Origin of the sequence: Mesorhizobium sp. M0207 (genome assembly GCF_040321995.1) — a bacterium.
In the GTDB taxonomy this organism is placed as follows: Bacteria; Pseudomonadota; Alphaproteobacteria; order Rhizobiales; family Rhizobiaceae; genus Mesorhizobium.
Genome location: NZ_JAMYSQ010000031.1, coordinates 43,574 through 67,717, shown reverse-complemented (window position 1 = coordinate 67,717; position 24,144 = coordinate 43,574). Strand labels below are relative to the sequence as shown.

General features: G+C 63.1%; 22 protein-coding genes and 1 riboswitch. Of the genes, 12 read left to right on the top strand and 10 right to left on the bottom strand.

What is annotated here, in order from left to right; genetic code table 11:
- Positions 1-124: 124 nt before the first annotated feature.
- Positions 125-727: a DUF3011 domain-containing protein gene (locus tag NKJ15_RS28765; protein WP_352614055.1), complete on the bottom strand. Its 603-nt coding sequence runs from the start codon at positions 725-727 to the stop codon at positions 125-127.
- An 86-nt stretch (positions 728-813) separates the two neighbouring features.
- Here NKJ15_RS28765 and NKJ15_RS28760 point away from each other — a divergent pair, with 86 nt between their 5' ends.
- Complete coding sequence (locus NKJ15_RS28760; protein ID WP_352819180.1) at positions 814-1,644, top strand: transporter substrate-binding domain-containing protein; 831 nt, start codon at positions 814-816, stop codon at positions 1,642-1,644.
- A 14-nt stretch (positions 1,645-1,658) separates the two neighbouring features.
- Here the strand turns inward: NKJ15_RS28760 and NKJ15_RS28755 are convergent, their stop codons facing one another.
- Positions 1,659-2,657, bottom strand: a complete 999-nt coding sequence (locus NKJ15_RS28755) for a hypothetical protein (RefSeq protein ID WP_352819178.1) — start codon at positions 2,655-2,657, stop codon at positions 1,659-1,661.
- 203 nt (positions 2,658-2,860) lie between these two features.
- Positions 2,861-2,947: riboswitch (glycine riboswitch) on the top strand.
- Positions 2,948-3,095: 148 nt separating this feature from the next.
- Between NKJ15_RS28755 and gcvT the strand changes: the two genes are divergently transcribed.
- From gcvT to gcvP, 3 genes are read left to right on the top strand one after another with little or no spacing between them, the layout of a single operon-like run.
- Positions 3,096-4,214 carry a glycine cleavage system aminomethyltransferase GcvT gene (gene gcvT, locus NKJ15_RS28750; RefSeq protein WP_352819176.1) on the top strand — a complete coding sequence of 373 codons (1,119 nt, stop codon included), beginning with the start codon at positions 3,096-3,098 and terminating at the stop codon, positions 4,212-4,214.
- Positions 4,215-4,219: 5 nt separating this feature from the next.
- Positions 4,220-4,588, top strand: a complete 369-nt coding sequence (gene gcvH, locus NKJ15_RS28745) for a glycine cleavage system protein GcvH (RefSeq protein WP_352492743.1) — start codon at positions 4,220-4,222, stop codon at positions 4,586-4,588.
- A gap of 16 nt (positions 4,589-4,604) precedes the next feature.
- Positions 4,605-7,415 carry an aminomethyl-transferring glycine dehydrogenase gene (gcvP, locus tag NKJ15_RS28740; RefSeq protein WP_352819175.1) on the top strand — a complete coding sequence of 937 codons (2,811 nt, stop codon included), beginning with the start codon at positions 4,605-4,607 and terminating at the stop codon, positions 7,413-7,415.
- Positions 7,416-7,487: 72 nt separating this feature from the next.
- On the opposite strand, the gene NKJ15_RS28735 is transcribed toward gcvP, so the two are convergent.
- Positions 7,488-8,654: a GGDEF domain-containing protein gene (locus tag NKJ15_RS28735; RefSeq protein ID WP_352819173.1), complete on the bottom strand. Its 1,167-nt coding sequence runs from the start codon at positions 8,652-8,654 to the stop codon at positions 7,488-7,490.
- Between the two features lie 273 nt (positions 8,655-8,927).
- Between NKJ15_RS28735 and parE the strand changes: the two genes are divergently transcribed.
- Together parE and NKJ15_RS28725 are read left to right on the top strand one after the other, a co-directional pair.
- Entirely contained in the window at positions 8,928-10,979 is a 2,052-nt protein-coding gene (gene parE / locus NKJ15_RS28730) for a DNA topoisomerase IV subunit B (RefSeq protein WP_352819171.1), read from the top strand.
- Positions 10,980-11,021: 42 nt separating this feature from the next.
- Positions 11,022-13,088 carry an FUSC family protein gene (locus NKJ15_RS28725; RefSeq protein ID WP_352819170.1) on the top strand — a complete coding sequence of 689 codons (2,067 nt, stop codon included), beginning with the start codon at positions 11,022-11,024 and terminating at the stop codon, positions 13,086-13,088.
- On the opposite strand, the gene NKJ15_RS28720 is transcribed toward NKJ15_RS28725, so the two are convergent.
- Positions 13,085-14,206 carry a DUF2336 domain-containing protein gene (locus NKJ15_RS28720; RefSeq protein WP_352451348.1) on the bottom strand — a complete coding sequence of 374 codons (1,122 nt, stop codon included), beginning with the start codon at positions 14,204-14,206 and terminating at the stop codon, positions 13,085-13,087. The two genes, NKJ15_RS28725 and NKJ15_RS28720, sit on opposite strands and share 4 nt — an antisense overlap.
- 110 nt (positions 14,207-14,316) lie before the next feature.
- On the opposite strand from NKJ15_RS28720, the gene NKJ15_RS28715 reads away from it, so the two are divergent.
- Positions 14,317-14,808 carry a MaoC family dehydratase gene (locus NKJ15_RS28715; RefSeq protein WP_502893713.1) on the top strand — a complete coding sequence of 164 codons (492 nt, stop codon included), beginning with the start codon at positions 14,317-14,319 and terminating at the stop codon, positions 14,806-14,808.
- A 3-nt stretch (positions 14,809-14,811) separates the two neighbouring features.
- Complete coding sequence (locus tag NKJ15_RS28710) at positions 14,812-15,693, top strand: HpcH/HpaI aldolase/citrate lyase family protein (RefSeq protein WP_352819169.1); 882 nt, start codon at positions 14,812-14,814, stop codon at positions 15,691-15,693.
- A 20-nt stretch (positions 15,694-15,713) separates the two neighbouring features.
- Here the strand turns inward: NKJ15_RS28710 and NKJ15_RS28705 are convergent, their stop codons facing one another.
- Positions 15,714-16,298, bottom strand: a complete 585-nt coding sequence (locus tag NKJ15_RS28705; RefSeq protein WP_352473905.1) for a nitroreductase family protein — start codon at positions 16,296-16,298, stop codon at positions 15,714-15,716.
- A gap of 156 nt (positions 16,299-16,454) precedes the next feature.
- Here NKJ15_RS28705 and NKJ15_RS28700 point away from each other — a divergent pair, with 156 nt between their 5' ends.
- Entirely contained in the window at positions 16,455-17,420 is a 966-nt protein-coding gene (locus NKJ15_RS28700; protein WP_352473906.1) for an RgsD C-terminal domain-containing protein, read from the top strand.
- Positions 17,421-17,579: 159 nt separating this feature from the next.
- Here the strand turns inward: NKJ15_RS28700 and thrS are convergent, their stop codons facing one another.
- From thrS to NKJ15_RS28680, 4 genes are all read right to left on the bottom strand, one after another.
- On the bottom strand, positions 17,580-19,553 hold the full coding sequence (gene thrS / locus NKJ15_RS28695; RefSeq protein WP_352473907.1) for a threonine--tRNA ligase: 1,974 nt from the start codon (positions 19,551-19,553) through the stop codon (positions 17,580-17,582).
- Positions 19,554-19,720: 167 nt separating this feature from the next.
- A complete protein-coding gene (gene blaOXA, locus NKJ15_RS28690) occupies positions 19,721-20,536 on the bottom strand; it encodes a class D beta-lactamase (RefSeq protein WP_352819168.1) in 816 nt (271 codons plus the stop codon).
- A gap of 146 nt (positions 20,537-20,682) precedes the next feature.
- Positions 20,683-21,069 carry a membrane protein insertion efficiency factor YidD gene (gene yidD, locus NKJ15_RS28685; protein ID WP_502904284.1) on the bottom strand — a complete coding sequence of 129 codons (387 nt, stop codon included), beginning with the start codon at positions 21,067-21,069 and terminating at the stop codon, positions 20,683-20,685.
- 67 nt (positions 21,070-21,136) lie between these two features.
- On the bottom strand, positions 21,137-21,304 hold the full coding sequence (locus tag NKJ15_RS28680; RefSeq protein ID WP_352473909.1) for a hypothetical protein: 168 nt from the start codon (positions 21,302-21,304) through the stop codon (positions 21,137-21,139).
- Between the two features lie 91 nt (positions 21,305-21,395).
- On the opposite strand from NKJ15_RS28680, the gene NKJ15_RS28675 reads away from it, so the two are divergent.
- Positions 21,396-22,310 carry a LysR substrate-binding domain-containing protein gene (locus tag NKJ15_RS28675; RefSeq protein WP_352500847.1) on the top strand — a complete coding sequence of 305 codons (915 nt, stop codon included), beginning with the start codon at positions 21,396-21,398 and terminating at the stop codon, positions 22,308-22,310.
- Here the strand turns inward: NKJ15_RS28675 and NKJ15_RS28670 are convergent.
- The gene (locus NKJ15_RS28670; RefSeq protein ID WP_023678879.1) at positions 22,307-22,753 is read right to left on the bottom strand and encodes an iron-sulfur cluster assembly scaffold protein; all 447 of its coding nucleotides are present in this window, start codon (positions 22,751-22,753) and stop codon (positions 22,307-22,309) included. The two genes, NKJ15_RS28675 and NKJ15_RS28670, sit on opposite strands and share 4 nt — an antisense overlap.
- A 240-nt stretch (positions 22,754-22,993) precedes the next feature.
- Here NKJ15_RS28670 and folE point away from each other — a divergent pair, with 240 nt between their 5' ends.
- Together folE and hisI are read left to right on the top strand one after the other, a co-directional pair.
- A complete protein-coding gene (gene folE / locus NKJ15_RS28665; protein ID WP_352466975.1) occupies positions 22,994-23,629 on the top strand; it encodes a GTP cyclohydrolase I FolE in 636 nt (211 codons plus the stop codon).
- Between the two features lie 35 nt (positions 23,630-23,664).
- Positions 23,665-24,135: a phosphoribosyl-AMP cyclohydrolase gene (hisI, locus tag NKJ15_RS28660; protein ID WP_352500848.1), complete on the top strand. Its 471-nt coding sequence runs from the start codon at positions 23,665-23,667 to the stop codon at positions 24,133-24,135.
- The last annotated feature ends 9 nt before the right edge of the window (positions 24,136-24,144 follow it).

Genomic DNA, 24,144 nt, shown 5'->3' with positions numbered 1-24,144 from the left:
GTCCGAGCCACTTAAGGCGAGGAGGTCGCGTCGACCTTAATCAAGACGCTTCGGTGCGAGTGGATCCACGGCTTCATCGCCGACTTCTTCAACACTATCGACCGAAACCTGACCTAAGCTTCATCTAACTGTCGTCGTCGCTGTCGTCGCCGTCGCTGCGCAGGGCCGGATTCAGGTCAGGATTGTCGTCAGGGGTGACAAGCTTGCCCAGCCCATGCGGTCCCTGGTAGTTGCCGTGGGTATCGAAGTTGGGGTTGCCCTGATTGTCGAATTGCGGCGTCGGATCGATCCATTGGTCGTAACGGCGCGGGCGGGGCTTCGGATAGTAATTATCGGAATGATGGCGATGCGAATTGCCGTTGTCGAGAATGGCGCCTACCACGCCGCCGACGATAATGGCTGCGGCGACGTCGCCAGCAGAGGGATTGCGGTTGGGGCCGGCGACTGCGAATTCGGCCGAGCAACCATTGTCGACCCAGATGCCGCCGCCGTCATAGCCCCAGCTTCTACCGTATACGCAACGCGCCTTCGACAGCCTGGAGGTCAACTGCACGCCGCGGCGCGTATCGACCCCGCAATAGGAATAGCGGTAGTCGGCGCTGGAGCAGACCACGCGTTTTGCCCCCGCAGCCTGCGCTGCCGCCGGCAGCAGCGAAAGCTTCGCCGGATTGCCCAGGAGGCAAACCAGGAACATCATCGAACCGGTAACCGCCATCCGTGCCGACATCGCAACTCTCCATCAGGGTCCGCTATCGACAGAATGGCACCTCTGTGTAAATCTGACAACCGGACGGGCTCAGCGAGGTTATATTAATGCGCGCTAAGATGATCGCCACAACTATACTTGCCCTTTCTGCCTGGTTGGCTTTGTCGCTGCTGCCAGCCCGGGCGGACGACAGCCTCAAGCGCATCATCGACCAGAAGACACTGACGGTCGGCGTGGCGCTCAACCCGCCATGGATCCTCAAGAAGGCCGACGGCAAGTTCGCCGGCTATGATGTCGACCTGACCAGTGCGCTGGCGTCTGATCTCGGCGTCGACCTGAAGCTGGTCGAGGTGCCCTGGAACGACCTTAAGACAAGACTGCTCAAGGGTGATTTCGACATGATCGCGGCGGGCTACGCCAGCACGCCGGAACGCGCACGCGAGGTGGTATTCTCCAACCAGACCGGTACCGCCGATATCCGTATGGTTGCGACGATCGCCAGCCTTGGGAAAAGGCCGGGAAAGGCAGTGGCGGCGCCGGGATATAAGATCGCCGTGCTGTCCAATTCCACCGATGAAGCCGCCGCGAAGGAAGCTTTTCCCAAGGCGACCATCCTGTCTTTCGACAATACCTCAGATGTTTTCGCCGCGATCATCGGCGGCGACGCACAGGCGATGGTCGCGACGTCGCCGACGCCGCAGATGGCCGCCAGGCTCTATGACGCGAAGTTGACGATGGTGGGCGGCCCGCTGTTGCGGACGCCGGAAGCGTTTGCGATGCGCCCGGACGATGTCCGCCTCATCCAATACGTCAACAACTGGATCGGCGCGCGCACCGCCGACGGCACCATAGGCGGCGTGCGCCGCTACTGGTTCGGCAGCTTCAAATGGATGTCGCGCTTCGACACCAGCGCCAGGCCGGAGCCCGCCAAACAATAGCGTCGCGCGACTGCTTATGCGACCTTGTCGATCAGCGGCTTCAGCGCCGGGTGGATTTCCGGCGAGGCGTGCTTGATTAACGTCAGCAGCGCGCGCTCGTTCTCCTGCAGCGGCCGGTCGCCGATGTGTTCAGCGAGCCATTTGGCCTCGCCGGCATCGACCGTCTCGGCGCGGCGGGCCAGAGCCTCGGCTGCCTTGTTCTTGGACTCCCACTCGGCTTCGATATCGCCGGGTGAGCGATAGGCTTCCATGATGCCGGACAGGCCGCCCGATACCATGCGGCTGAAGAACCCGCCGATTTCCGGATCGGCCTGTTCGAAGAACGAATCCCGGCGCAGCGCCACGTCGCGCACCGGCGGTTCGTAGCCGGCCGAACACATGACGAAATTGGCGATCGCCTTGACGAACAGATCGTTCCAGGACGGATCGTTGTCGGCCGCCGCTGTCCGCTCGTTGATCTTGAACAGTACCTCGGCCTCGGCGCGGCTAATGGCGATGTTGCCATCGCCGCCATAGGCGTAAAGGATGCGGCGCAACAGCTCGACCTCAGCCTTGGCAATCGACCCAGGGATAAGCCTGCCGCCGGTCATCAGCGGCCCCTTGCCGTCCACGACCGCATGAGCGACCTGCTCCAGCGCATAGCTGGAAAGCGTGCTCGGCGATGATTTGGCAACTTCCAGCACATGCACCAGCAGCTCGAGTTCGGTCTGGCTGTCGACCATGCCGTCGCGCGAAATCGTCCGGATCAGCCAGTCGGCATTGTCCTGCGAAACATAGCCCGCCGGCTTTTCCTGGTGGACGATGAAATCGGTGACGGCCTCGACGAAAAACTCAAGCCATTCTGCGCATTTGTCCCTCGCCGTTGCATCCAGCGCAAACAGCGCCTCGGCCTCGCCGCGCGTTACCACGCCGTCGCCGAACACTTCGCCGCGCAGCATGACCACGTCTTCCGCCGTGATCCGATTTTTCGAGGTCAGCCCGGCCACCGGCGCGCTCATGATCAATTCGCCCATTTTGTTCCCCGCCCGCCGCCGGTAATTGCCGGCCCTTATGCGGTATATCGGCAAGGTCTTGAGAAACCGGCAAGCGGCGTGGTTAGCGAAGGCTTGCCTGTAAAGAAGGCCCGCAGAAGACTTGGCGTAAAAATGTCGCCGGCAGGTGACAAGGTGTCGTCCACGGGCTATGGATGACGAGTCGAGGGCTCCTGACCGAGTCCTACCTGTTTGTGGGAGAGAGCAGCGAGAGCTGCCGCCGAAGGGGAAATCGCCCGAAATCTCTCAGGCAAAAGAACCGTAGACGGGAAAGACACTCTGGAAAGTCGGGGCTTGCCCCCGCGCCGAAGGTGTAAGCGCTGCCGACAGAGTTACGGGGCGCGAGTCTCTCAGGCTTCAGACAGAGGGGCACGGACTGGTCGCCATTCGCGGCCGCTTGCGTGCGACTCTGGAGATGACATGACGGGCGACGATACCAAACACCTTCCCCTCGAAGATCTGCACATGGCAGCTGGTGCGCGCTTTGGCACCTTCGCCGGCTGGTCGATGCCGCTGACCTATCCGGCCGGCGTGATGAAGGAGCACCTGCACAGCCGTGAGCATGCCGGCCTGTTCGACATCTCGCACATGAAGCTGTTCGAAATCAGCGGTACGGGGGCAGCAGCGCTTCTGAACCGCGCCTGCCCGTTCGATGCCGGCGCACTTGAGGTTTCCCAGTCCAAATACACGTTCTTCCTCAATGAGGCGGCCGGCATTCTGGACGATCTGATCGTCACCAGGCTCGGCGCCGAGCGCTTCATAATGGTCGCCAATGCCGGCAACGCCGCCGCCGACGAAAAGCATCTGCGCGCACTGGCCAAAAATTTCGATGCAGAGGGCGATTTCGATGTAAAAGTGGATGCGCTCGACCGCGTCTTCCTGGCCATACAGGGCCCCGAGGCGTGGGCTGCCCTTTCCCGCGCCGGCATCGAGACCGGTTCGCTGGTGTTCATGCACGGCATCGAGCCGCGCGAAAAATGGTTCATGAGCCGGTCCGGCTATACCGGCGAAGACGGCTTCGAGATCGGCCTGCCGGAAGCGGATGCAAGAAACCTCGTCGCCAGGCTGCTCGAGGACGAGCGGGTGATGTGGGTCGGCCTTGCCGCCCGCGACAGCCTGCGGCTCGAAGCCGGACTGTGCCTGCACGGGCTGGACATCACGCCGGAGATCGATCCGGCCAGCGCCGGGCTGATGTGGGCCATCCCCAAGGAGGTTCGCGCCTCTGGCGCCTTCATCGGCGCCGATGCGCTGCGCGCCATCCTGGAGCGTGGTCCGGCGCAAAAACGCGTCGGCCTGAAGCCGGAAGGCCGCCAGCCGGTGCGCGCCGGTGCTGCCCTTTTCGATGCTGACGGCAACCCTGCCGGCCATGTCACCTCAGGCGGCTTCGGCCCCTCGGCCGGTCATCCGGTCGCCATGGGCTACGTCCAGACGCCGCTTGCCAAATCCGGCGCAAAACTGTTCGCCGACGTTCGCGGGACGAAAATCCCGGTCGACATCCACCCCTTGCCCTTCACGCCCCATCGCTACCGCAAAGGATGATTTCAATGGCAAAGACCTATTTCACCGAAGATCACGAATGGCTGCGCGTCGAGGGCGGCATCGCCACGGTCGGCATCACCGACTACGCACAGCAGCAGCTCGGCGATCTCGTCTTCGTCGAACTGCCGGAGCCGGGGAAGAAGCTGGCCAAGGGCGACACCGCGGTGGTGGTCGAATCGGTCAAGGCCGCATCGGATGTCTACGCGCCCGTCGACGGCGAGATCACCGAGGCCAACACCTCGCTGTCATCGGATCCTTCACTCGTCAATTCGGCGGCAACCGGCGACGGCTGGTTGTGGAAGATGAAGCTGGCCAATGAGAGCCAACTCGACGGACTCCTCGATGAAGCCGCTTACAAAGCCCATATTGGTTGATAGCAGGACCAGGAAGATGACCGCAGCACCCTACCCCTTCTCGGCTCGCCATATCGGCCCGGGCCTCCATGACGTCAGAGCCATGCTGGCGACGATCGGCGTTCCTTCGGTCGAGACCCTGATCAGTCAGGCAGTGCCGAAGTCGATCCGGCTCGACCGGCCGCTGGCCCTGCCCGCGCCCGCAAGCGAAGCGGAAGCGCTGGCCGAGCTCGCGGCGACGATGGCAAAGAACACGGTGCTGAAGAGCTTCATCGGTGCCGGGTATCATGGCGTCCACGTGCCGCCGGTGATCCAGCGCAACCTGTTCGAGAACCCGGCCTGGTATACGGCTTACACGCCTTACCAAGCCGAGATCAGTCAGGGCCGGCTGGAAATGCTGTTCAACTTCCAGACGCTCGTGACGGAACTGACCGGCCTGCCGGTGGCATCGGCCTCGCTGCTCGACGAGGCGACGGCGGTGGCCGAAGCTGTCGGCATCGCGCTGCGCCACCATCGCGACAAGCGCACCAAGGTGGCACTGGCCGGCACGCCGCACCCGCAGACGCTGGACGTCGTGCGCACCCGTGCCGAGCCGCTTGGCATCGAGGTCGACGGCGAGGTGATCGACGACAACACCGCCGCCCTGCTGGTCTCCTGGCCCGATACGTTCGGCGTCTACGGCAATCACAAGGCAGCAATCGACAAGGCCCGCGCGGCCGGCGCGCTGGTCGTCTTCATCGCCGACCCGCTTGGCCTGACGCTGACCGATGCGCCGGCCAGGCTTGGCGCCGACATCGCAGTCGGCCCGATGCAGCGTTTTGGCGTGCCGATGGGCTTTGGCGGGCCGCACGCCGCCTATTGCGCCGTCTCCGACAGGCTGACACGGCTGATGCCCGGCCGGCTCGTTGGCAAGTCGACGGATAGCAAGGGCCGTCCCGGTTATCGCCTCGCTTTGCAGACACGCGAGCAGCATATCCGCCGCGACAAGGCGACGTCCAACATCTGCACCGCGCAGGCGCTGCTCGCCAACATGGCGACGGCCTATGCGATCTGGCATGGCCCTGCCGGGCTGCAGGCGATTGCCGGCCGTGTCCACACGCTGGCCAACCGCCTGGCTGCCGGCCTCAAGGCAGCAGGCGTTTCGGTGGTCGGCGAAAGCCGCTTCGACACTGTGACCGTGGAAGTGAAAGGCAAAGCCGGCGCCATCGCCGCCGCCGCCGAGAAGACCGGCCGGCTGCTGCGCGTCATCGACGCCGACCATGTCGGCATCAGCTTCGACGAGACCTCCACCGAAGCCGATCTGGAGGCGATCGCAGCACTTTTCGGCGCCAAGGCCGGCGTTGCCGCCGGCAGTTCCATGCCAGGAAAACCGCGCGCCAACGAGTTCCTCACCCAGCCCGTCTTCCGCGAAAACCACTCGGAAACCGACATGATGCGCTTCCTGCGCCGGCTGTCCGACAAGGACCTGGCGCTTGACCGCGCCATGATCCCGCTCGGCTCTTGCACCATGAAGCTCAACGCCGCCGCCGAAATGATGCCGGTGAGCTGGCCTGATGTCGCCAACCTGCATCCCTTCGCCCCGGCTGACCATTCGACAGGCTATCGCGCCATGATCGACGAGCTGGAAGGCTGGCTGGCGGAGATCACCGGCTTCGACGCGGTGACCCTGCAGCCCAATGCCGGCAGCCAGGGCGAATATGCCGGCCTGCTCGCCATTCGCGGCTACCACCGCTCACGCGGCGAAGGCCATCGCACCGTCTGCCTGATCCCGTCCTCGGCGCATGGCACCAATCCGGCAAGTGCGGCCATGGCCGGCATGAGCGTCGTCGTCGTGCGCTGCACCGAGGACGGCAATATCGACATGGTCGACCTGCAGGCCAAGGCGGCCGAGCATGCGCACAACCTTGCGGCGCTGATGTTCACCTATCCTTCGACGCATGGCGTCTTCGAGGAGGGCGCGCGCGACCTTTGTGCCCTCGTCCACAGCCATGGCGGCCAGGTCTATTTCGACGGCGCCAATCTCAACGCGCTGGTCGGCCTCGCCCGTCCCGGCGATATCGGCGCCGATGTCTGCCACATGAACCTGCACAAGACCTTCTGCATCCCGCATGGCGGCGGCGGCCCCGGCGTTGGCCCGATCGGCGTCAAGGCGCATCTGAAGCCATATCTGCCCGGCCACGTCACCGAAGGCTCGGCCCATGCCGTGGCGGCGGCACCGTTCGGCAGTGCCTCCATCCTGCCGATCACCTGGATGTATATTCGTATGATGGGCGCTTCCGGCCTGAAGCAGGCGACCGAGACGGCGATCATCTCCGCCAACTATGTGGCGACGCGGCTCGGCGAGCATTTCCCCCTGCTTTACAAAGGGCGCAACGGACGCGTCGCGCATGAATGCATCCTCGACACCCGCGTGCTCAAGGACAGCGCCGGCATCAGCGTCGACGATATCGCCAAGCGGCTGATCGACTATGGCTTCCACGCGCCGACCATGTCGTTCCCGGTCGCCGGCACGCTGATGGTCGAGCCGACCGAGTCCGAGCCCAAGCGCGAGCTGGATCGTTTCTGCGAGGCCATGATCGCCATAGCCGGCGAGGCAGCCAAGGTGGCGAAGGGCGAATGGCCGTTGGCCGACAATCCTCTAGTCAATGCGCCGCACACCGCCGCCGAGGCGTTGGCCGGCCAGTGGACCCATCCCTATTCGCGCCTGGAGGCGGCCTACCCCGCCGGCGATGCCGACACGGCGGCAAAATACTGGCCGCCGGTGTCACGGATCGACAATGTCGCCGGCGACCGCAACCTCGTCTGCTCCTGCCCGCCGCTGTCGGAATATCTGGGTGCGGCGGAATAGATCATGATCCCGAAAAGTGGAATCCGGTTTTCGGACAAGATCACGGGTCTAACAAGCAGATAGAAACCTCAATCAGGCAGAACGCAAGGCCGGCCCGTCGGCCTTGCTCGCCCGGTCCCGAACGACGACGCGATTTCGCCCGGCGCGCTTTGCCGCATAGAGTGCTGCGTCGGCTTCGGCCAGCACATCGTCGAGACCGGTGCCGTTTGTTCCGCCAAAGCCGATGCCGCCGCTGACTGTGCTTCGCAACGGACCGAGTTGGGTGGCCACGACTTCCGTGCCGAAGGCGACGCTGATCTTGCTCGCAATGTCATAGGCCTTCTCTTCCGTCATCCGCGATATGACGAGCACGAATTCCTCGCCGCCCAACCGGAAGGCGTCGACGCCGGTCCGGGCGTATTTCCTGATGACGGCGGCAAAGCGGCACAGAACCTGGTCGCCGACCGGGTGACCGAATACGTCGTTCGTCCTCTTGAAATGGTCAAAGTCGAACATGGCAACGGACATGAACGGACCGAAGACCCGCTCGCCGTAGAGTGCCGTCAACGCCCGCCGGTTCATCAGCCCGGTCAATGGATCGGTCATCGTCTCGGCCTTCAATTCGATCTGCGCCTGCAAATGGTGCAGGGAGAGCGTCAATGCGCCGAGCCCGGTCATGCAGGCGACGGCCACGACGGAATTCACCCGCTCGGCCCAATTGTCCGGTGCTACACCCAGCACCCATTGGCCCGTGACCAGCAGGACCGCGCCGCAAAGTCCGAACGACAGCGCACAGACGCCGCTCAGGAACGAGACGACCAGCAATATCCGGCGATCGTGACCACCAATCCAGAACATCGCTCCGATGAGCGAGAGCAGCGCCGTTACCGTTGCGTAGGTGACAATAAAGCCGACACCATCAAATCCGAGATACGTCGCGCCCGCGCAAACAGCCATCGCAACCAAGGTCGGCAAGATGGCGCGCCTGTAGTCGCCTGTGCCGAGATATTGCATAGCCGACAGGCAGATGATCAGGAAGCCGAGGCTGAGAAGCACAAGCACGATCTGGCAGAGCCAGGGGCTTGGATCTCTTGCGTAATGCCAAAACAACACGACATGTGCGACCAGCACGAGAATGCCGCAGGCCACCGTCAGCACAAAGCGTGCCTGTGGCGCGCTGAACCAGATCGCAAACATGGTGATGCTAAGGCACGTGCCCGACAGCGCCGCCGCGAGCAGAAGCGAACTGTAATCCAACATGCTTAAGCGACAGCCTCTTGAGGGTTCCACTGCATTCTAGGTCAGCGACAGTTCGCGGATATCGTTTTTCAGCCAACCTTGCGGCGTAACCTTCGGACAAGGTTTACAAAGAGTCGATGCTCCAAGCTTCGACCCCATTTCCGCCGCTTGGCTGTCGAATGGTTTTGCAGTAAGAGGCTCTATCCTCGAACGTAACAGGAACCTCCGTCGCCTGCCCGCGAAAAGCGTGGCAGTATCGGGTGGTGATTCGCAGCATCGGAATCCAGGATCGGCATGGACGACAATAACGATCTTTTCGCCAAATTCGACAAGCAGCCGCAACCGGCTCGCGCCGCCGCGCGCCCGGCCGACCCGCTGGTGCAGGCGGCGAAGCGGCCGGCGCCCCGCGACGCCAGCGAGAGCTACAGTGCCGCCGATATCGAAGTGCTGGAGGGGCTGGAGCCGGTGCGCCGCCGCCCGGGCATGTACATTGGCGGCACCGACGACAAGGCGATGCACCATCTGTTTGCCGAGGTCATCGACAATTCGATGGACGAGGCGGTCGCCGGCCATGCGACCTTCATCGATGTCGAGCTTTCCGCCGACGGATACCTGTCCGTAACCGACAACGGCCGCGGCATTCCGGTCGATCCGCACCCGAAATTCAAGAAGCCGGCGCTCGAACTCATCATGACGACGCTGCATTCAGGCGGCAAGTTCGACAGCAAGGTTTACGAGACGTCCGGCGGCCTGCACGGTGTCGGCGTTTCCGTGGTCAACGCGCTGTCCGACCATCTCGAGGTCGAGGTCGCGATTGGGCGCAAGCTCTATCGCCAGCGCTTCTCGCGAGGCGTTCCGGTGACCGGCCTGGAGCAGCTCGGCGAGGTGCACAACCGCCGCGGCACGAAGATCCGCTTCCATCCAGACGAGCAGATTTTCGGCAAGGGTGCTGCTTTCGAGCCGGCGCGGCTCTACCGCATGGCGCGGTCAAAGGCCTATCTGTTCGGCGGTGTCGAAATCCGCTGGACCTGCGATCCGTCGCTGATCAGGGAAAAGGACACGACGCCGGGCAAGGCAGAATTCCATTTTCCAGGCGGCCTCAAGGATTATCTGAAAGCCTCGCTCGGCGACGAATTCCAGGTGACCCGTGAAATGTTTGCCGGCAAGAGCGAGAAGCAGGGCGGTCACGGTTCGCTCGAATGGGCGGTAACCTGGTTCGGCGGCGACGGTTTTATCAATTCCTATTGCAACACCATCCCGACCGCGGAGGGCGGCACGCATGAGGCCGGCTTCCGCAACGTGCTGACGCGCGGCTTGCGCGCCTACGCCGACCTGGTCGGCAACAAGCGCGCCTCGATCGTCACTTCCGAGGATGTGATGATCTCGGCGGCGGGCATGCTGTCGGTGTTCATCCGCGAACCGGAATTCGTCGGCCAGACCAAGGACAGGCTGGCGACGATCGAGGCGATCCGCATCGTCGAAAGCGCCATCCGCGACCCGTTCGACCATTGGCTGGCCGACAATCCGCAGGAGGCTTCGAAACTGCTCGAATGGGTGATCGCGCGCGCCGACGAGCGGGTGCGCCGCCGCCAGGAAAAGGAAGTGTCGCGCAAGAGTGCGGTGCGCAAGCTGCGCCTGCCCGGCAAGCTCGCCGACTGCACGCAGAATGCCGCCGCCGGTGCCGAGCTGTTCATCGTCGAGGGCGATTCGGCCGGCGGTTCGGCAAAGCAGGCGCGCGACCGCGCCAGCCAGGCGGTGCTGCCCCTGCGCGGCAAGATCCTCAACGTCGCCAGCGCCGGCAACGACAAGCTTGCCGCCAACCAGCAGATATCCGACCTCATCCAGGCGCTTGGTTGCGGCACGCGCTCGAGATATCGCGACGAGGACCTGCGTTACGACCGGGTCATCATCATGACCGATGCCGACGTCGACGGCGCCCATATCGCCTCGTTGCTGATCACCTTTTTCTACCAGGAGATGCCGAGCCTGGTCCGCGGCGGCCATCTCTATCTGGCGGTGCCGCCGCTTTATTCGATCCGGCAAGGCGGCAAGGTCGCCTATGCCCGCAACGATGCGCACAAGGACGAACTCCTGCGCACCGAATTCACCGGGCGCGGCAAGGTCGAAATCGGCCGCTTCAAGGGGCTGGGCGAAATGATGGCTGCCCAGCTCAAGGAAACCACCATGGACCCGAAAAAGCGCACGCTGCTCAGGGTCGACGTTATCGATGCCGAGGCGGCGACCAAGGATGCGGTCGACGCATTGATGGGGACCAAGCCCGAGGCCCGTTTCCGCTTCATCCAGGAACGCGCGGAATTCGCCGAGACGGAAGTGCTGGATATCTGAGCTCCCGCCGCTAGCTTGGCCTTCTGAGCTGGAGACGAGCACTTGACCTGGGCGCGGCTGAAGGACGATATCGGCACGCGGATCGCTGGCCTGACGCGGCCGACGCGTTCGGACTGGATCTTTGCCCTGCGCACCGTTTCGGCCGGCCTCATCGCGATATTGGCCGCCTATGCGCTGAAGCTCGACCACCCGCAATGGGCGATGATGACGGTGTTCATCGTCGCACAGCCGGTCGCCGGCATGGTGCTGGCGAAGGGGTTTTATCGTCTCCTCGGCACGTTTGCCGGCGCGCTGGCGGCGATCGGCATTACCACTCTTTTCGATGCCAACCCCTGGTTGCTGGTTGCAGTTCTTGCCGTCTGGATCGGCATCTGCTCGCTGGTCTCGTCGCTGCTACGCAATCCGGAAGCCTATGGCGCGGCGCTTGCCGGCTACACCGCGATGATCATCGGCCTGCCGGCTTTCGGCCAGCCGCACCTCGTCATCGATCTCGCCGTGGCGCGCTGCGCGGAAATCGTGCTTGGTATCGTCTGCGCTGCGCTGACCAGCCGGCTGATCCTCCCAAAACTGGCCGCCGACGCCATCATCTCAAGACTGAAACGCAGCATTCTCGACCTGGCGGCCTATGCGGACGGCGCTTTTTCCGGCGGCGATGCGGAAAAGCTTGCCGGGCTGCACCGCAAGCTGATCGGCGATGTCCAGACGCTCGGCGAGATGCGCACCTACGCAAGGCTGGAAGGGCCGAGCCTCGCCACCCGCGCCTATCCGATCCGGCGTACCATCGGCCAGCTTCTGTCGGCCCTGTCGGCGGCGCGTGCGCTGCATGCCCATGCCGCTCCGAAGAATGCAGCCCTCATCCCAGTTCGCGCCGAGTTGCAGGCCGTTGTCGGCGAACTGGTAGCCAAGCCGGGCGCGCTGGATGATACGGCGCCCTGGGTGGCGCGGCTCGACGCAATCGCCGGCAAGGCGCGACAGATGCCTGACGTCGCGGCCGGGCAAGACATTGACTGGGCTGGCACTGTCACCCGCCTAACCATTGCCGCCGACTTCGCCGAGGCCATGCAGCAAGTGCTGCGCGGCCTGGATGCACTCCGCTCTCCCCCGTCTCGTGCCAGTCGCGAACGGCGGCAGCCGGCACTGGTGGTGCACCGCGATTATCGTGCGGCATCGCGCAATGCCGTGCGCGCAGCTATTGCCACGCTCCTGGTCGCCGGCTTCTGGCTGGCGACGAAATGGTCGGACGCGACGGGCACGGTCATTCTGGTCGCCGTCGTCTCCAGCCTATTCGCCGCTCGACCCGATCCGATCCGGTCGGCATGGAACTTCTTCGAGGGCACGTTGCTCGCCCTGCCCTTTGCGTTTCTCATCGGCCAGTTGGCGCTTCCGGCTTTGCCAGGCTTCGGATGGTTCATGGTCTTTGTCGTGCCGATCCTGGTACCAGCAGCACTGGGCATGGCCAATCCGCGCTATGTCGGCGTGGCAACGGCCTTTGCCATCAATTTCCTCGCCTTCCTCAGCCCACATCAGGCGATGACCTACGATCCGTTTCCGTTCCTCGCCAATTCGGCATCGGTCCTGGTCGGCATTCTTCTGGCGATCGGCGTCTTCGCCATCGTGCTGCCCGCCGACCCCTGGGTCACCGTCAACCGCATCCTGCAAGCCATGCGCGAAGATCTTGCCCGCCTTTGTCTGCATGAGCGCATGCCGCGGCGACTGGCTTTCGAGAGCCTTGCCTATGATCGGGTCAATCAGTTGATGCCGCTGCTGCAGAACGCCGGCGAGAAAGGCGACGCCGTTCTCGACGGCGGCATTGCTGCCGTTACTGTCGGCCTCGAAATCCTGCGGCTGCGCAACGCGCAACAGAGTTCCGCGATCCCACCTGAAACAGCACTTTCCATCGCCAATTTCCTGCGCGGTCTGGCACGCGAGCTGCTGTTCAGGCGGCCCGGCGAGCCGCAGACGGCGACCGTCGCGGTCGCCAGGCAATATGCAGCTGGCATCGCGGAGCGCAGCGTCGCAGCCGAAATGCTGCAGATCGCCGCCTCGCTGCGCATCATTGCCGCCGCGATCGAGGATTTTCCGGATTTTTTCGCGAAGGACCGGGTTTAGGCAGCAGCGATCGCCAGCGCGTGCCCGCGTGCGTTCTCGCGCAGCGCGTCGAGATGGATCGATTTGACCAGCCCGGCGAGATCGCCTTCTGCGGACTGTCCGCCCAATTCCTTCAGCATCAGCCAGCTGACTTCCTGGACGCCGGCGAGGCGTTTGCCATTGGCGACCTCGCGCCAGACCTTCAGCGCGCGCAGAATGATGGCGTGGGTGGCGGCGGCAAGCCCGGCGCTGCGGAACAGTGCCTGCAACGCTATGTCATGCCCGCCGGCCAGCAGTGCTCTCACCCGTTGTTCGGACTGTTGGCTGAGCGCGACCAGCGCCGAACCAAAGAAGTCGACCTTGCCGTGCGCAATGGTGCGGACGACGAAGCTTGCGGTCAGGTCGCCGCGCAGGCGCAGATGTTCGACAAGTGCGGTATGTTCCTCTGTCCGCGTGCCTTCGATCAGCGTCACCGAAGCCTTGATGCAAGCATCGCGCGTGACGCGCTCGGCCCTGGCGGCGCCCATCAGCGCCAGCACCAGCGGCGACCCCTTGAGCATCTCCCCGAGCTTGACCAGCAGCGTATGCCGGCAATCGGCGGGCAGCCGGGTGTCGGCGATCAGCGCCTCGCGCACCAGAGGCAGATGGCCGTGCCGCTCGGCCATGCGGCGAAAGCTGACGGATGCGATGTCGGCGCCGCTGTTGGCGAGCAGCGTGGCGCAGGCTTCCGGCTCGCCGATCTCGGCGATCGCCGCCGCAACCGACATCGAGACGCGTGGCCGGTCGGCGATCACCTTCTGCGTCGCCTTCTGGCCGCCGGCAACCCGATCGATCAGGTCGGCATCGGTGAGCAGCGGCGAGCGCGCCAGCACCAAGGCTGCGACTTCCGGCTGGTCCGAGGCCAGCGCGCTGACGATCTGCGGCGGCGCATGATGGCTCATGGAAAGCGCGTCGGCGATCGCCGCCCGCACCTTCGACGATACGTCATCGAGCAGCAACGTCAGCGCCGCCTCGGCAGCGCAGCGGTCCTCGAAAGGCAGCTCCGAGTCGACATAGGCGCGAGCCAGCGCGCTTGCCGCCGCAGCACGCTCCGACACCTTCGCCGTATGGATCCATTTCAGGAAATGCGAAACGACCATGTCGCCTGCTTACGCCCCTTGCCAGAACGCTTCTGACCCTGGCGGAGACCGTAGGCACAAATGGTTTACGAACGGTTCACCATGTTCGTTAACTGGCTTGCGAGCCCGGTATGCAACGCCTATCAACCCTTAAGCAGCGGAGGAGATCGACAATGGCCGGACTTTACCTTGAGGAGTTCGTTCTCGGCCATGTGTTCAAGCACACGCTGCGCAAGACCGTGACCGAAAGCGACAATATGCTGTTTTCGGTGATGACGCTGAACCCGCAGCCGCTGCACATCGACTTCGACTTCGCGGCGAAGAGCGAATGGGGCAAGCCGCTGGTCAATTCGCTGTTCACGCTTGGCCTGATGATCGGCATCTCGGTCAATGACATCACCGTCGGCACCACCATCGCCAATCTCGGCATGAAGGAGACAGTGTTTCCGCACCCCGTCTTCCATGGCGACACCATTCGCGTCGAGACCACGGTGGTTTCGGTGCGTGAATCCAGGTCGAAGCCGGACCGCGGCATCGTCGAGCTCGAGCATCGCGCCTATAACCAGAACGATGTGCTGGTTGCCAAATGCACGAGGCAAGCCATGATGATGAAAAAGGCATAGCCGATGCGTTCTCTGCTCTTCGTTCCCGGCGATTCGGAAAAGAAGCTGGAGAAGGGCTTTGGCGTAGGCGCCGACGTGGTCATCGTCGACCTCGAGGATTCGATTGCTGCGCAGAACAAAGGTCTGGCGCGCGACACAGCGGCGCGTTTTATCGCCGAGCACAGGCACCGGACCAGCTCCGCGATCTATGTGCGCGTCAACGATCTTTCGACCGGACTGACCGACGACGATCTGGCGGCGCTCGTGCCAGCAAAACCAGACGGCATCATGCTGCCTAAGTCGAACAGCGGACTGGATGTCCAGCATCTCTCGGCCAAGCTCAGGGTGCACGAAGCCGAAAGCGGCCTGCCGGATGGCGCGATAAGGATCCTGCCGATCATCACAGAAACGGCCGCAGGCGTCTTGGCCGCAGCGACCTACGCCCGTGCAAGCGCGCGGCTTGTCGGCGTCACCTGGGGGGCGGAAGATCTGTCGGCGGCGATTGGCGCGCGCGCGACGCGCGACGCGAATGGCCGCTACACGGATGTGTTCCGCCTCGCCCGCACCATGACCATGCTTGCCGCAAGTGCCGCGGAAGTCGCGGCAATCGACACCGTCTTTCCGGATTTTCGCGACATGGCCGGCTTCGAGGCCGAATGCGCCGAGGCCGAGCGCGACGGTTTCACCGGCAAGATGGCGATCCATCCGGCGCAGGTGCCGGTCATCAACGCCGCCTTCACGCCTTCGGCGCAAGCGGTGAAAAGCGCCCTGGCGATCGTCGAGGCGTTCGAGGCGGCAGGAAATCCAGGCGTCGTCGGCATCGACGGCAAGATGTACGATCGGCCGCATCTCAAGCTCGCAGAGCGGCTCCTGGCGCGAGCCAAGGCAGCGGGGCTTGATCCTTAGGGTCTTGTTCCGCGCCGGAATTATCCCACCCACGGCCCTGAATAGTCGGCATAGAGCTTTGCCGGATCGGGCCGCGGTCGTTCCGGCGCTGGCCCCTGGTAGGAGCCGATATGGACGAAGCCGACGACCCGCTCATGCGGCGCCAGGCCGAGGATCGCCCTGCCCTCGGGCACGTCGGAATACCAGTTGCTGATCATGTTGGTGCCGTAGCCCAGCGCATTGGCGGCAAGCATCAGGTTCATCGCCGCCATGCCGCCGGACAGGAACATCTCCCATTGCGGGATCTTTGGGTTTTCCCTGGGGATAGAAATCACGCCGATGACCAGCGGCGCGCGCGAAAAGCGCGCCAGTTCCTGGTTGCGGCGGCCTTCCGGCAGCGGCCCTTCGCGCTGATCGGCAAGTGCTGCCAGCTTCTTGCCGATCTCGATTCGAGCCTCGCCGCGATAAAGGATGAAACGCCAAGGCTCCAGCCGGCCATGGTCCGGCACCCGCGAGGCGGCGGCGATCATCGTCGCGATCTCCGCATCGCCCGGTGCCGGTTCTTTCAAATCCGGGATCGGCGCGGAATTTCGGGTCAGCAGAAGATCGATGATCGGCGACGCCATGGGCGCAAGTCTCCTGGAATTTGAGCTGAAGCGCACCATCGGGACATCGGGCGGCTTGGCCATTGGCGCGGCGCGCCGGACAAAGAGCCCTGTAGCAGAAGCCGACCGGACTCTTAAGCCTTGAAATTGCCACCGCCTTGGGCTTCAACGCAAGGCATGTTTGAGGGGACATTGCGTCTTTTCCTGATATGGCTCGCTGCCGCACTGTTGATGGTGCCGGTTTCGCTTGCCGTCGCCCAGGATGTGGACGGCCTCGGCGAGCTGAAGCTTCCCGGAATTTCGGGCTATGCACCTCCGAAAAGCGAGACATCGCTGGCATTGGGCAGCAGCGGGGCGATCACGCTGTCGGCGCAATTGACCGACAAGGGCGCCGACATCACGCGCGGCATAGTCTGGCGCGTCTTCAAACCCGAATCGGCCAGCGACGGCAAGCTGACGATGATCGCCTCCTCTCATGGCGGCACCGCCATATTCCAGCTCGAGCCGGGTTCGTATCTGGTCCACGCCTCCTACGGGCGGGCCGGCGCCACCAAGCGCATCACCGTCGGCAAGGAAGCCAAGCGCGAGAGCCTCGTGCTCGATGCCGGTGGCCTCAAGCTCGATGCAGTGCTGTCCGGCGGGGTGCGCATACCGCCGAAGAAGCTGCGCTTCTCGATCTATGAGAGCCACGCCGCGGCCGATGGCGATCGCGCCCTGATCATACCCGATGTCGAGCCGAACAGCGTCGTGCGGCTCAATGCCGGCACCTACCACGTCGTGTCGACCTATGGCGCGGTGAACGCGGTCATCCGCTCCGACATCCGCGTCGAGGCCGGCAAGCTGACCGAAGCGACCGTCGAGCACCGTGCCGCCGAGATGACCATGAAGCTGGTGCGCGAACCAGGCGGCGAGGCGATCGCCGACACCTCCTGGTCCCTGCTCAACGAATCCGGCGATCCGATCAAGGAAACCGTCGGCGCCTTTGCCTCGATGGTGCTGGCCGAGGGCGACTACACCATCATCGCCAAGAACCGCGACCGCATCTACCAGAAGGATTTTACGGTGGTGGCTGGGCACAACCAGGACATCGAGGTTCTGGCCACCGAGGCTTCGGCCATCGATTCCGAGGAAGGCGCCGACTGAGGCGCGCCCCTCTAAGCTGCCTTGCGCGTGCGTCGCGCCAGCGCATCGCCGGCGCGCACGTCGATCGATTTGCCAGATAGGCGCGCGGCGTGACAGGCATATAAAATATAGAAAATGGCGGTGGATCGCTCCACCGCCATTCGTTGCTGGTCGACTGGTTCAGGCCGCGCGGCGCTTGCGGTCGGGTGTCACCGCCTCGTCGGCAAGCAGCCTCACGGCGGCTGCGAGGCCGAGTGATTCCTGGTCACGCGACCCGAGACGACGGATATTGACCGTTTCTTCCTCGGCCTCGCGCTTGCCGCAGACGAGGATGACCGGCACCTTGGCCAGCGAATGCTCGCGGACCTTGTAGTTGATCTTCTCGTTGCGCAGATCGGCTTCGGCGATCAGCCCCGCCGCCTTCAGCTGCGCAACGACCTTCTGGGCGTAATCGTCGGCATCGGAAGTGATCGTCGCCACCACCACCTGCAGCGGCGCGAACCAGAGCGGGAAATGGCCGGAATAATTCTCGATCAGGATGCCGAGAAACCGCTCCATCGAGCCGCAGATGGCGCGATGCACCATCACCGGCTGCTTCTTTTCCGAATCCGAGCCGATGTAGAAGGCGCCGAACCGTTCAGGCAGGTTGAAATCAACCTGCGTGGTGCCGCATTGCCAATCGCGGCCGATGGCGTCCTTCAGCACATATTCGAACTTCGGCCCGTAGAACGTGCCCTCGCCCGGATTGACGCCCGTCTTGATCCGGTTGCCCGACCGCGCCGCGATCTTGTCGAGCACGTCCTGCAGCACGCCCTCGGCATGATCCCACATCGCGTCGGTGCCGACCCGTTTTTCGGGGCGGGTCGCCAGCTTGACGGTGATTTCGTCGAAGCCGAAATCGGCATAGGTCGAGAGGATCAGATCGTTGATCTTGATGCACTCGTCGGCGAGCTGTTCCTCGGTGCAGAAGATGTGCGCATCGTCCTGGGTAAAGCCGCGCACGCGCATCAGCCCGTGCAGCGCGCCGGACGGCTCATAGCGATGCACATTGCCGAATTCCGCAAGTTTTACCGGCAGATCGCGGTAGGATTTCAGCCCGTGCTTGAAGATTTGGACGTGACCGGGGCAGTTCATCGGCTTCAGCGCAAACACCCGGTCGTCGTCGGTGTCGTCGCCAGCAACGGTCACCTTGAACATGTTGTCCCGGTACCAGCCCCAGTGGCCTGACGTCTCCCACAGGCTCTTGTCGAGCACCTGCGGCGCGTTGACTTCCTGATAGCCCTGCTCGTCGAGGCGGCGACGCATGTAATTGACCAGGTTCTGGAACATCCTCCAGCCCTTGGCGTGCCAGAAGACGACCCCGGGGCCCTCCTCCTGGAAGTGGAACAGGTCCATCTCACGGCCGAGCTTCCTGTGGTCGCGCTTCTCGGCCTCCTCCAGCATCGTCTGATAGGCTTCGAGCTGCGCCTGATCGGCCCAGGCCGTGCCGTAGATGCGGGTCAGCATCGGATTGTTGCTGTCGCCGCGCCAATAGGCGCCGGCGACCTTCATCAGCTTGAAGGCGCTGCCGATCTGGCCGGTCGCGGCCATATGCGGGCCGCGGCAGAGGTCGAACCAGTCGCCCTGTGCATAGATCTTGAGATCCTGGTCCTCGGCGATGGCGTCGATCAACTCGAGCTTGTAGCGCTCGCCCTTGTCGGCAAAGATCCTTTTCGCCTTTTCGCGCGACCAGACCTCCTTGGTGAACGGCTTGTTGCGTGCAATGATCTCGCGCATCTTCTTCTCGATCACCGGGAAATCGTCGGGCGTGAACGGCTCGTTGCGGGCAAAATCGTAGTAGAACCCGTTTTCGATCACCGGCCCGATGGTCACCTGCGTTCCCGGCCAAAGTTCCTGCACGGCTTCGGCCAGCACATGGGCTGCATCGTGGCGGATGAGCTCCAGCGCACGCGGGTCCTCGCGGGTGATGATCTCGACTTTGCCCGATCTGCCGATCGGGTCGGAAAGATCGCGCAGCGTGCCGTCGATCGAATAGGCAACGGCCTTCTTGGCCAGCGACTTCGAGATCGATTCCGCCAGGCCGGCGCCGGTCATCGCCGCGTCGTAATCGCGAACGGAACCATCGGGAAATGTCAGGGAAACGGAATTCAGCATAAGATTCTCCTATCCAGTCCCGCAAACGAGCGCGGGTGGTAAAATGCATGTCGCCCAAGACTGCTTAGCGGTTTTGGCGCTACGACATGCATCAGTAAGAGCCGGATGCGTCCGGCGGCGAGCGGTCTTTTATGGGCAGTTTTCGGCGCCGTAAAGCCGGATGTAGGTCACCTGAGGAGATTCGGCAGATCTTTCAGGAACATCGCCCGCGTCTTGAGTCCCTTTGGCGTGTCGGAACGTTTCGTATCGACTACCAGGCGGGCAAAGACGATCTTGCGAGCATCGGTCTGCGCCCAGCCGACAAACCAGCCAAGCGAGCGCTTGTCGGCGCTGTCGCCGAGCCTGGTCGTTCCGGTCTTGCCCTGCACCGTCCAGCCGCCTGCCCGGAAGGTCGGGACAATCGCGCTGGTCATCGCATGGGCCTTGTCCGAAACCGGCAGTTTTCGCGCCAGCAGCTTGCGCAGGAAATCGACCTGCTCGACCGGCGATATCTTGAGCGAAGAATTCACCCAGGAATGGGTGAGGCCGTCATTCTTGCCGGCAGTGCCGGAGACTTCGGTGTTGCCATAGTCCAATCTGCACACATAGCCGGCAAACTGTTTGCTGCCGAGCCGGCGCGTAATCTCGCGTGAGAACCAAAGGACCGAATCCCTTTCCCAGATCGTCGGGTCGACGGTCTTGCGGTCCCGTTTCGGGGCATTGAACTCTGCCTTGTACTCCCAGCTTGGCGTATGCTCGTCGCTCAGGATTCCAGCATCATAGCCGATCAGCGCCAGCGGAACCTTGAATGTCGAGGCGGGGCTGAAGCGCTGATCACAGGTCCCTTGGCGATACAGCGTCTCGCCGCTTGCGGCGTCGACGATCAGCGTGCATTCGACGTCCCCGAGCGGCGCCGATTGCGCACGGATCGGAAAACCCATCAGCCACGCCAGGACGTAGAGAACCACGGCGAAAATGAAGGGACGACGATCTATCCGGCGCATTTGGTAATCTCTCCTGAAGGGTGTCAGGAGCGGCTTAGCGAGGTGTCTTGTCTCGATTTTGTCTCAAATGCGCTATGTCAGCGCAAGCTGCGGTTAACCCTACCAGATCGTAAAAAGCGACCCCTCTGTGCACCGCACAGTTGCGGTCAACTGTCCAGGTCGCCACGTTTTTTCCCGATCCGCCAGTACCGCCATGGCGTGAACCAGAGGTAGCGATCAGCCAGTGCCTCAGGCACCCGGTCGATGCCGTGCGTGCCGAACGGTCCGCAGCGCAGCACCCGGAAAAACCCCATCCAGCCGCCGGCCCACAGCCCGTGGCGGGCGATCGCTTCGTACGCGTATTCGGAACAGGTCGGCAGATGCCGGCAGGAATTGCCGACGAAGCCGGACAGCGTCAGCTGGTAAAGTCGGACAAGCGACGTGCCGAAGACGCGGCCCGGCGTCTTGCGCCACGGGCCGGACCAGTTGCGTCCTTGTCGAATCGGCCTGGCGCCGTGCGCATGCCGATGTTGGCCGACCACCGCAGTCTCCACATCGCGTTTCCCTACGCGATAGATGTGCGCATCGGGCCAGGAACGCAATGCCGTTCCGGCAATCCCGTCATGGCCTGGTAGGGCGAACCGGATAGCGGTCGGGCGTCGGCCTTCGGCATACGGCGACGCTGGTCGGCGGCCTCTCCTCGCACCAATCCCTATGCGGTTTCTCGTCGTACCATTGAAACGTCGCGATCCGCATCACATCGCCCAGAATGTTGAGAAACTGGATCATGGCGGCACTCCTTGAGCACCGATTAGAGCGCCGCTGGCCTTGCTCTTCAAACGAGTATAACGTCCACGTCAGATAACTCTGAGTTATGCGAATGAAGCGCGGACACCTCCCCCTGACGGCTCTGAGAAGCTTCGAAGCAGCCGGTCGTCACCTGAGCTTCAGCCGTGCGGCCGAGGAGCTTTATGTTTCGCAGGCGGCGATCAGCCGACAGATCCGCGAGCTCGAAACCTTCCTGCGCCAACCTTTGTTCTTCCGCCATCATCGCCGCGTCGAGTTGACCGACACCGGCCAGCGGCTGCTCGACCAGTTGGTCAGAAGTTTCGAGGGCATCGACAGGCTGCTTTCGGAATTGACGGCGGCCCCGACGCAGTCCGTGGTGCGTGTCAGCGTCGAGCCATCGCTTGCATCCGTATGGCTGGTGCCGCGGCTCAACCGCTTTCGCGAGTTGCGACCCGACATCGACGTTTCCCTTGAGGTCGACCCGAGATTGATAGAGTTTCGCAGCGATCAGCCCGAACTTGCCCTGCGTTTCAGTGCGCACGCCACCTCATGGCCACGCAGCGAAGCCGAACAGCTTGCCGCGGTCGTCGATTCCCCAGTTCTGTCGCCGGCACTTCTTGCATCCGGCCCAGCTCTGGAAAAGCCGATCGACCTTGGTCGCTATACGTTGCTGCACGAAGAAAACCGTCAGGCTTGGGCACGCTGGTTCGAAGCGGCGGGCGTGACGGCTGATGCCGTGCCTGCGCGCGGTCCGATGCTGGCCGATGCTTCGCTTTCGAAGCAGGCAGCCTTGCTTGGACATGGTGTCGCGTTGGGCGATCTTTTGCAGATCGGCGAAGAACTTGCGTCCGGCGCGCTTATCAAGCCTTTCGACATCGACGTCGCGTCGGGCGCCTATTGGCTAGTAGCCAGAAGGCTGAATGACCTTTCCGAACCAGCCAGGGCTTTTGCCGACTGGGTCCGGGCGGAATTCGCCGAAAGCCGGCGTTTTCTCGCCAAGGTTTAAGCCGCCTCTTCCGCCCGCTTCTTCTCGATCTGGCCGATGGCGTCGACCACTGCGTCGAAGGTCAGCATGGTCGAGGCGTGGCGCGCCTTGTAGTCGCGCACCGGTTCCAGGTATTTCAGGTCGGCGAAGCGGCCTTCGGGCGGCGGGCCGTTTTCCTTCAGCATCTTCAGCATCGTCTCGCGCACGCTGCGCAATTCTTCGGCGCTGGCGCCGACGACATGCTGCGCCATGATCGACGACGACGCCTGGCCAAGCGCACAGGCCTTCACGTCATGCGCGAAATCGCTGACGACGCCATCATCCATCTTCAGATCGACGGTCACCGTCGATCCGCACAGCTTGGAATGTGCTCGTGCGGTTGCGTCGGGCCGGTCGAGCCGGCCGATCCGTGCGATGTTTCCGGCAAAACCCAGAATTTTCGCATTGTAGACATCGTCGATCATATTTTTCCAATCCGTCGCCGCCCAGCGAACAGTCATTGCCGCTCTGGCGTCTTCCTTTCGCTCGGCACGAACATATATAATGGCGGTAGTCGGGTATCGACAAGGCGACCACAAACCTCGTCATACCCAATTCTGTTCACGCCACTTACGGGCTGGAAACCGGGCGAGTTTCTGACACCCGAAAGGTCGTGGTCCGTTCAACTCGTTCCTCCTGAGAGAGGAACTACGGGAGACGCCTTTATGGACGCCGTTATCAAGAAACTCATGCCGCGGTCTGCCTATATGGAAAAGCCGGTCACCGACCGGCCGAGCGAGGCCGAAGTCGAAGCCGCTGTGCGCACCTTGTTGCGCTGGACCGGCGACAACCCTGACCGCGAGGGCCTGATCGACACGCCGAAGCGCGTCACCAAGGCGTTCAGCGAAATGTTCAACGGTTATGATATGTGCCCAGCCGAGGAACTTGGCCGCACCTTTGAGGAAGTTGCCGGCTATGACGACCTCGTTCTCGTCAAGGACATATCCTTCCACTCGCATTGCGAGCATCACATGGTGCCGATCATCGGCAAGGCGCATGTCGGCTATCTGCCTGACGGCAAGGTTGTCGGCCTGTCCAAGATAGCCCGTGTCGTCGACATCTTCGCCCATCGCTTGCAGACCCAGGAAGCGATGACCGCGCAGATTGCCGGCGTCATCCAGGACGTGCTCAATCCGCGCGGTGTGGCCGTTATGCTTGAGGCCGAGCATATGTGCATGGCCATGCGCGGCATCCGCAAGCAGGGCTCCACCACGCTGACCTCAACCTTCACCGGCGTCTTCAAGGACACACCCGAAGAGCAGGTCCGCTTCGTCACCATGGTGCGCGGCGGCAGGATCTGATCGGCCTGCCGGCTTCGCTAGATAAGGACCGGCGAATGTCGGCATTGGAATTCCCGAAAGCTCCAACAGACAAGAAGGCACTCGAGGAAGGCGCGGTCCTTTCACCGCGCTTCGATGCTGCCGGCCTCGTCACTGTCGTGGTCACCGATGCCGAAGACGGCGTGCTGCTGATGGTCGCGCATATGAATGCCGAGGCGCTGGCGCTGACGCTCGAGACCGGCATCGCGCACTACTGGTCGCGTTCGCGCAACGCGCTGTGGAAGAAGGGCGAAACCTCGGGCAATGTCCAGCAGGTCGTCGAGATGCTCACGGATTGTGACCAGGACGCGATATGGTTGCGCGTCAAAATGCTGGGTCACCAAGCAACTTGTCACACCGGCCGACGTTCATGCTTTTATCGGACGGTGGGGCTGAGCGATGGCAAAGGGACGCTTGCCAGCGACGGCAGCAACCCGCTGTTCGATGCGGAAAAAACCTATCGAAAGCCCAATACACCATCAATATGAACCATTCGC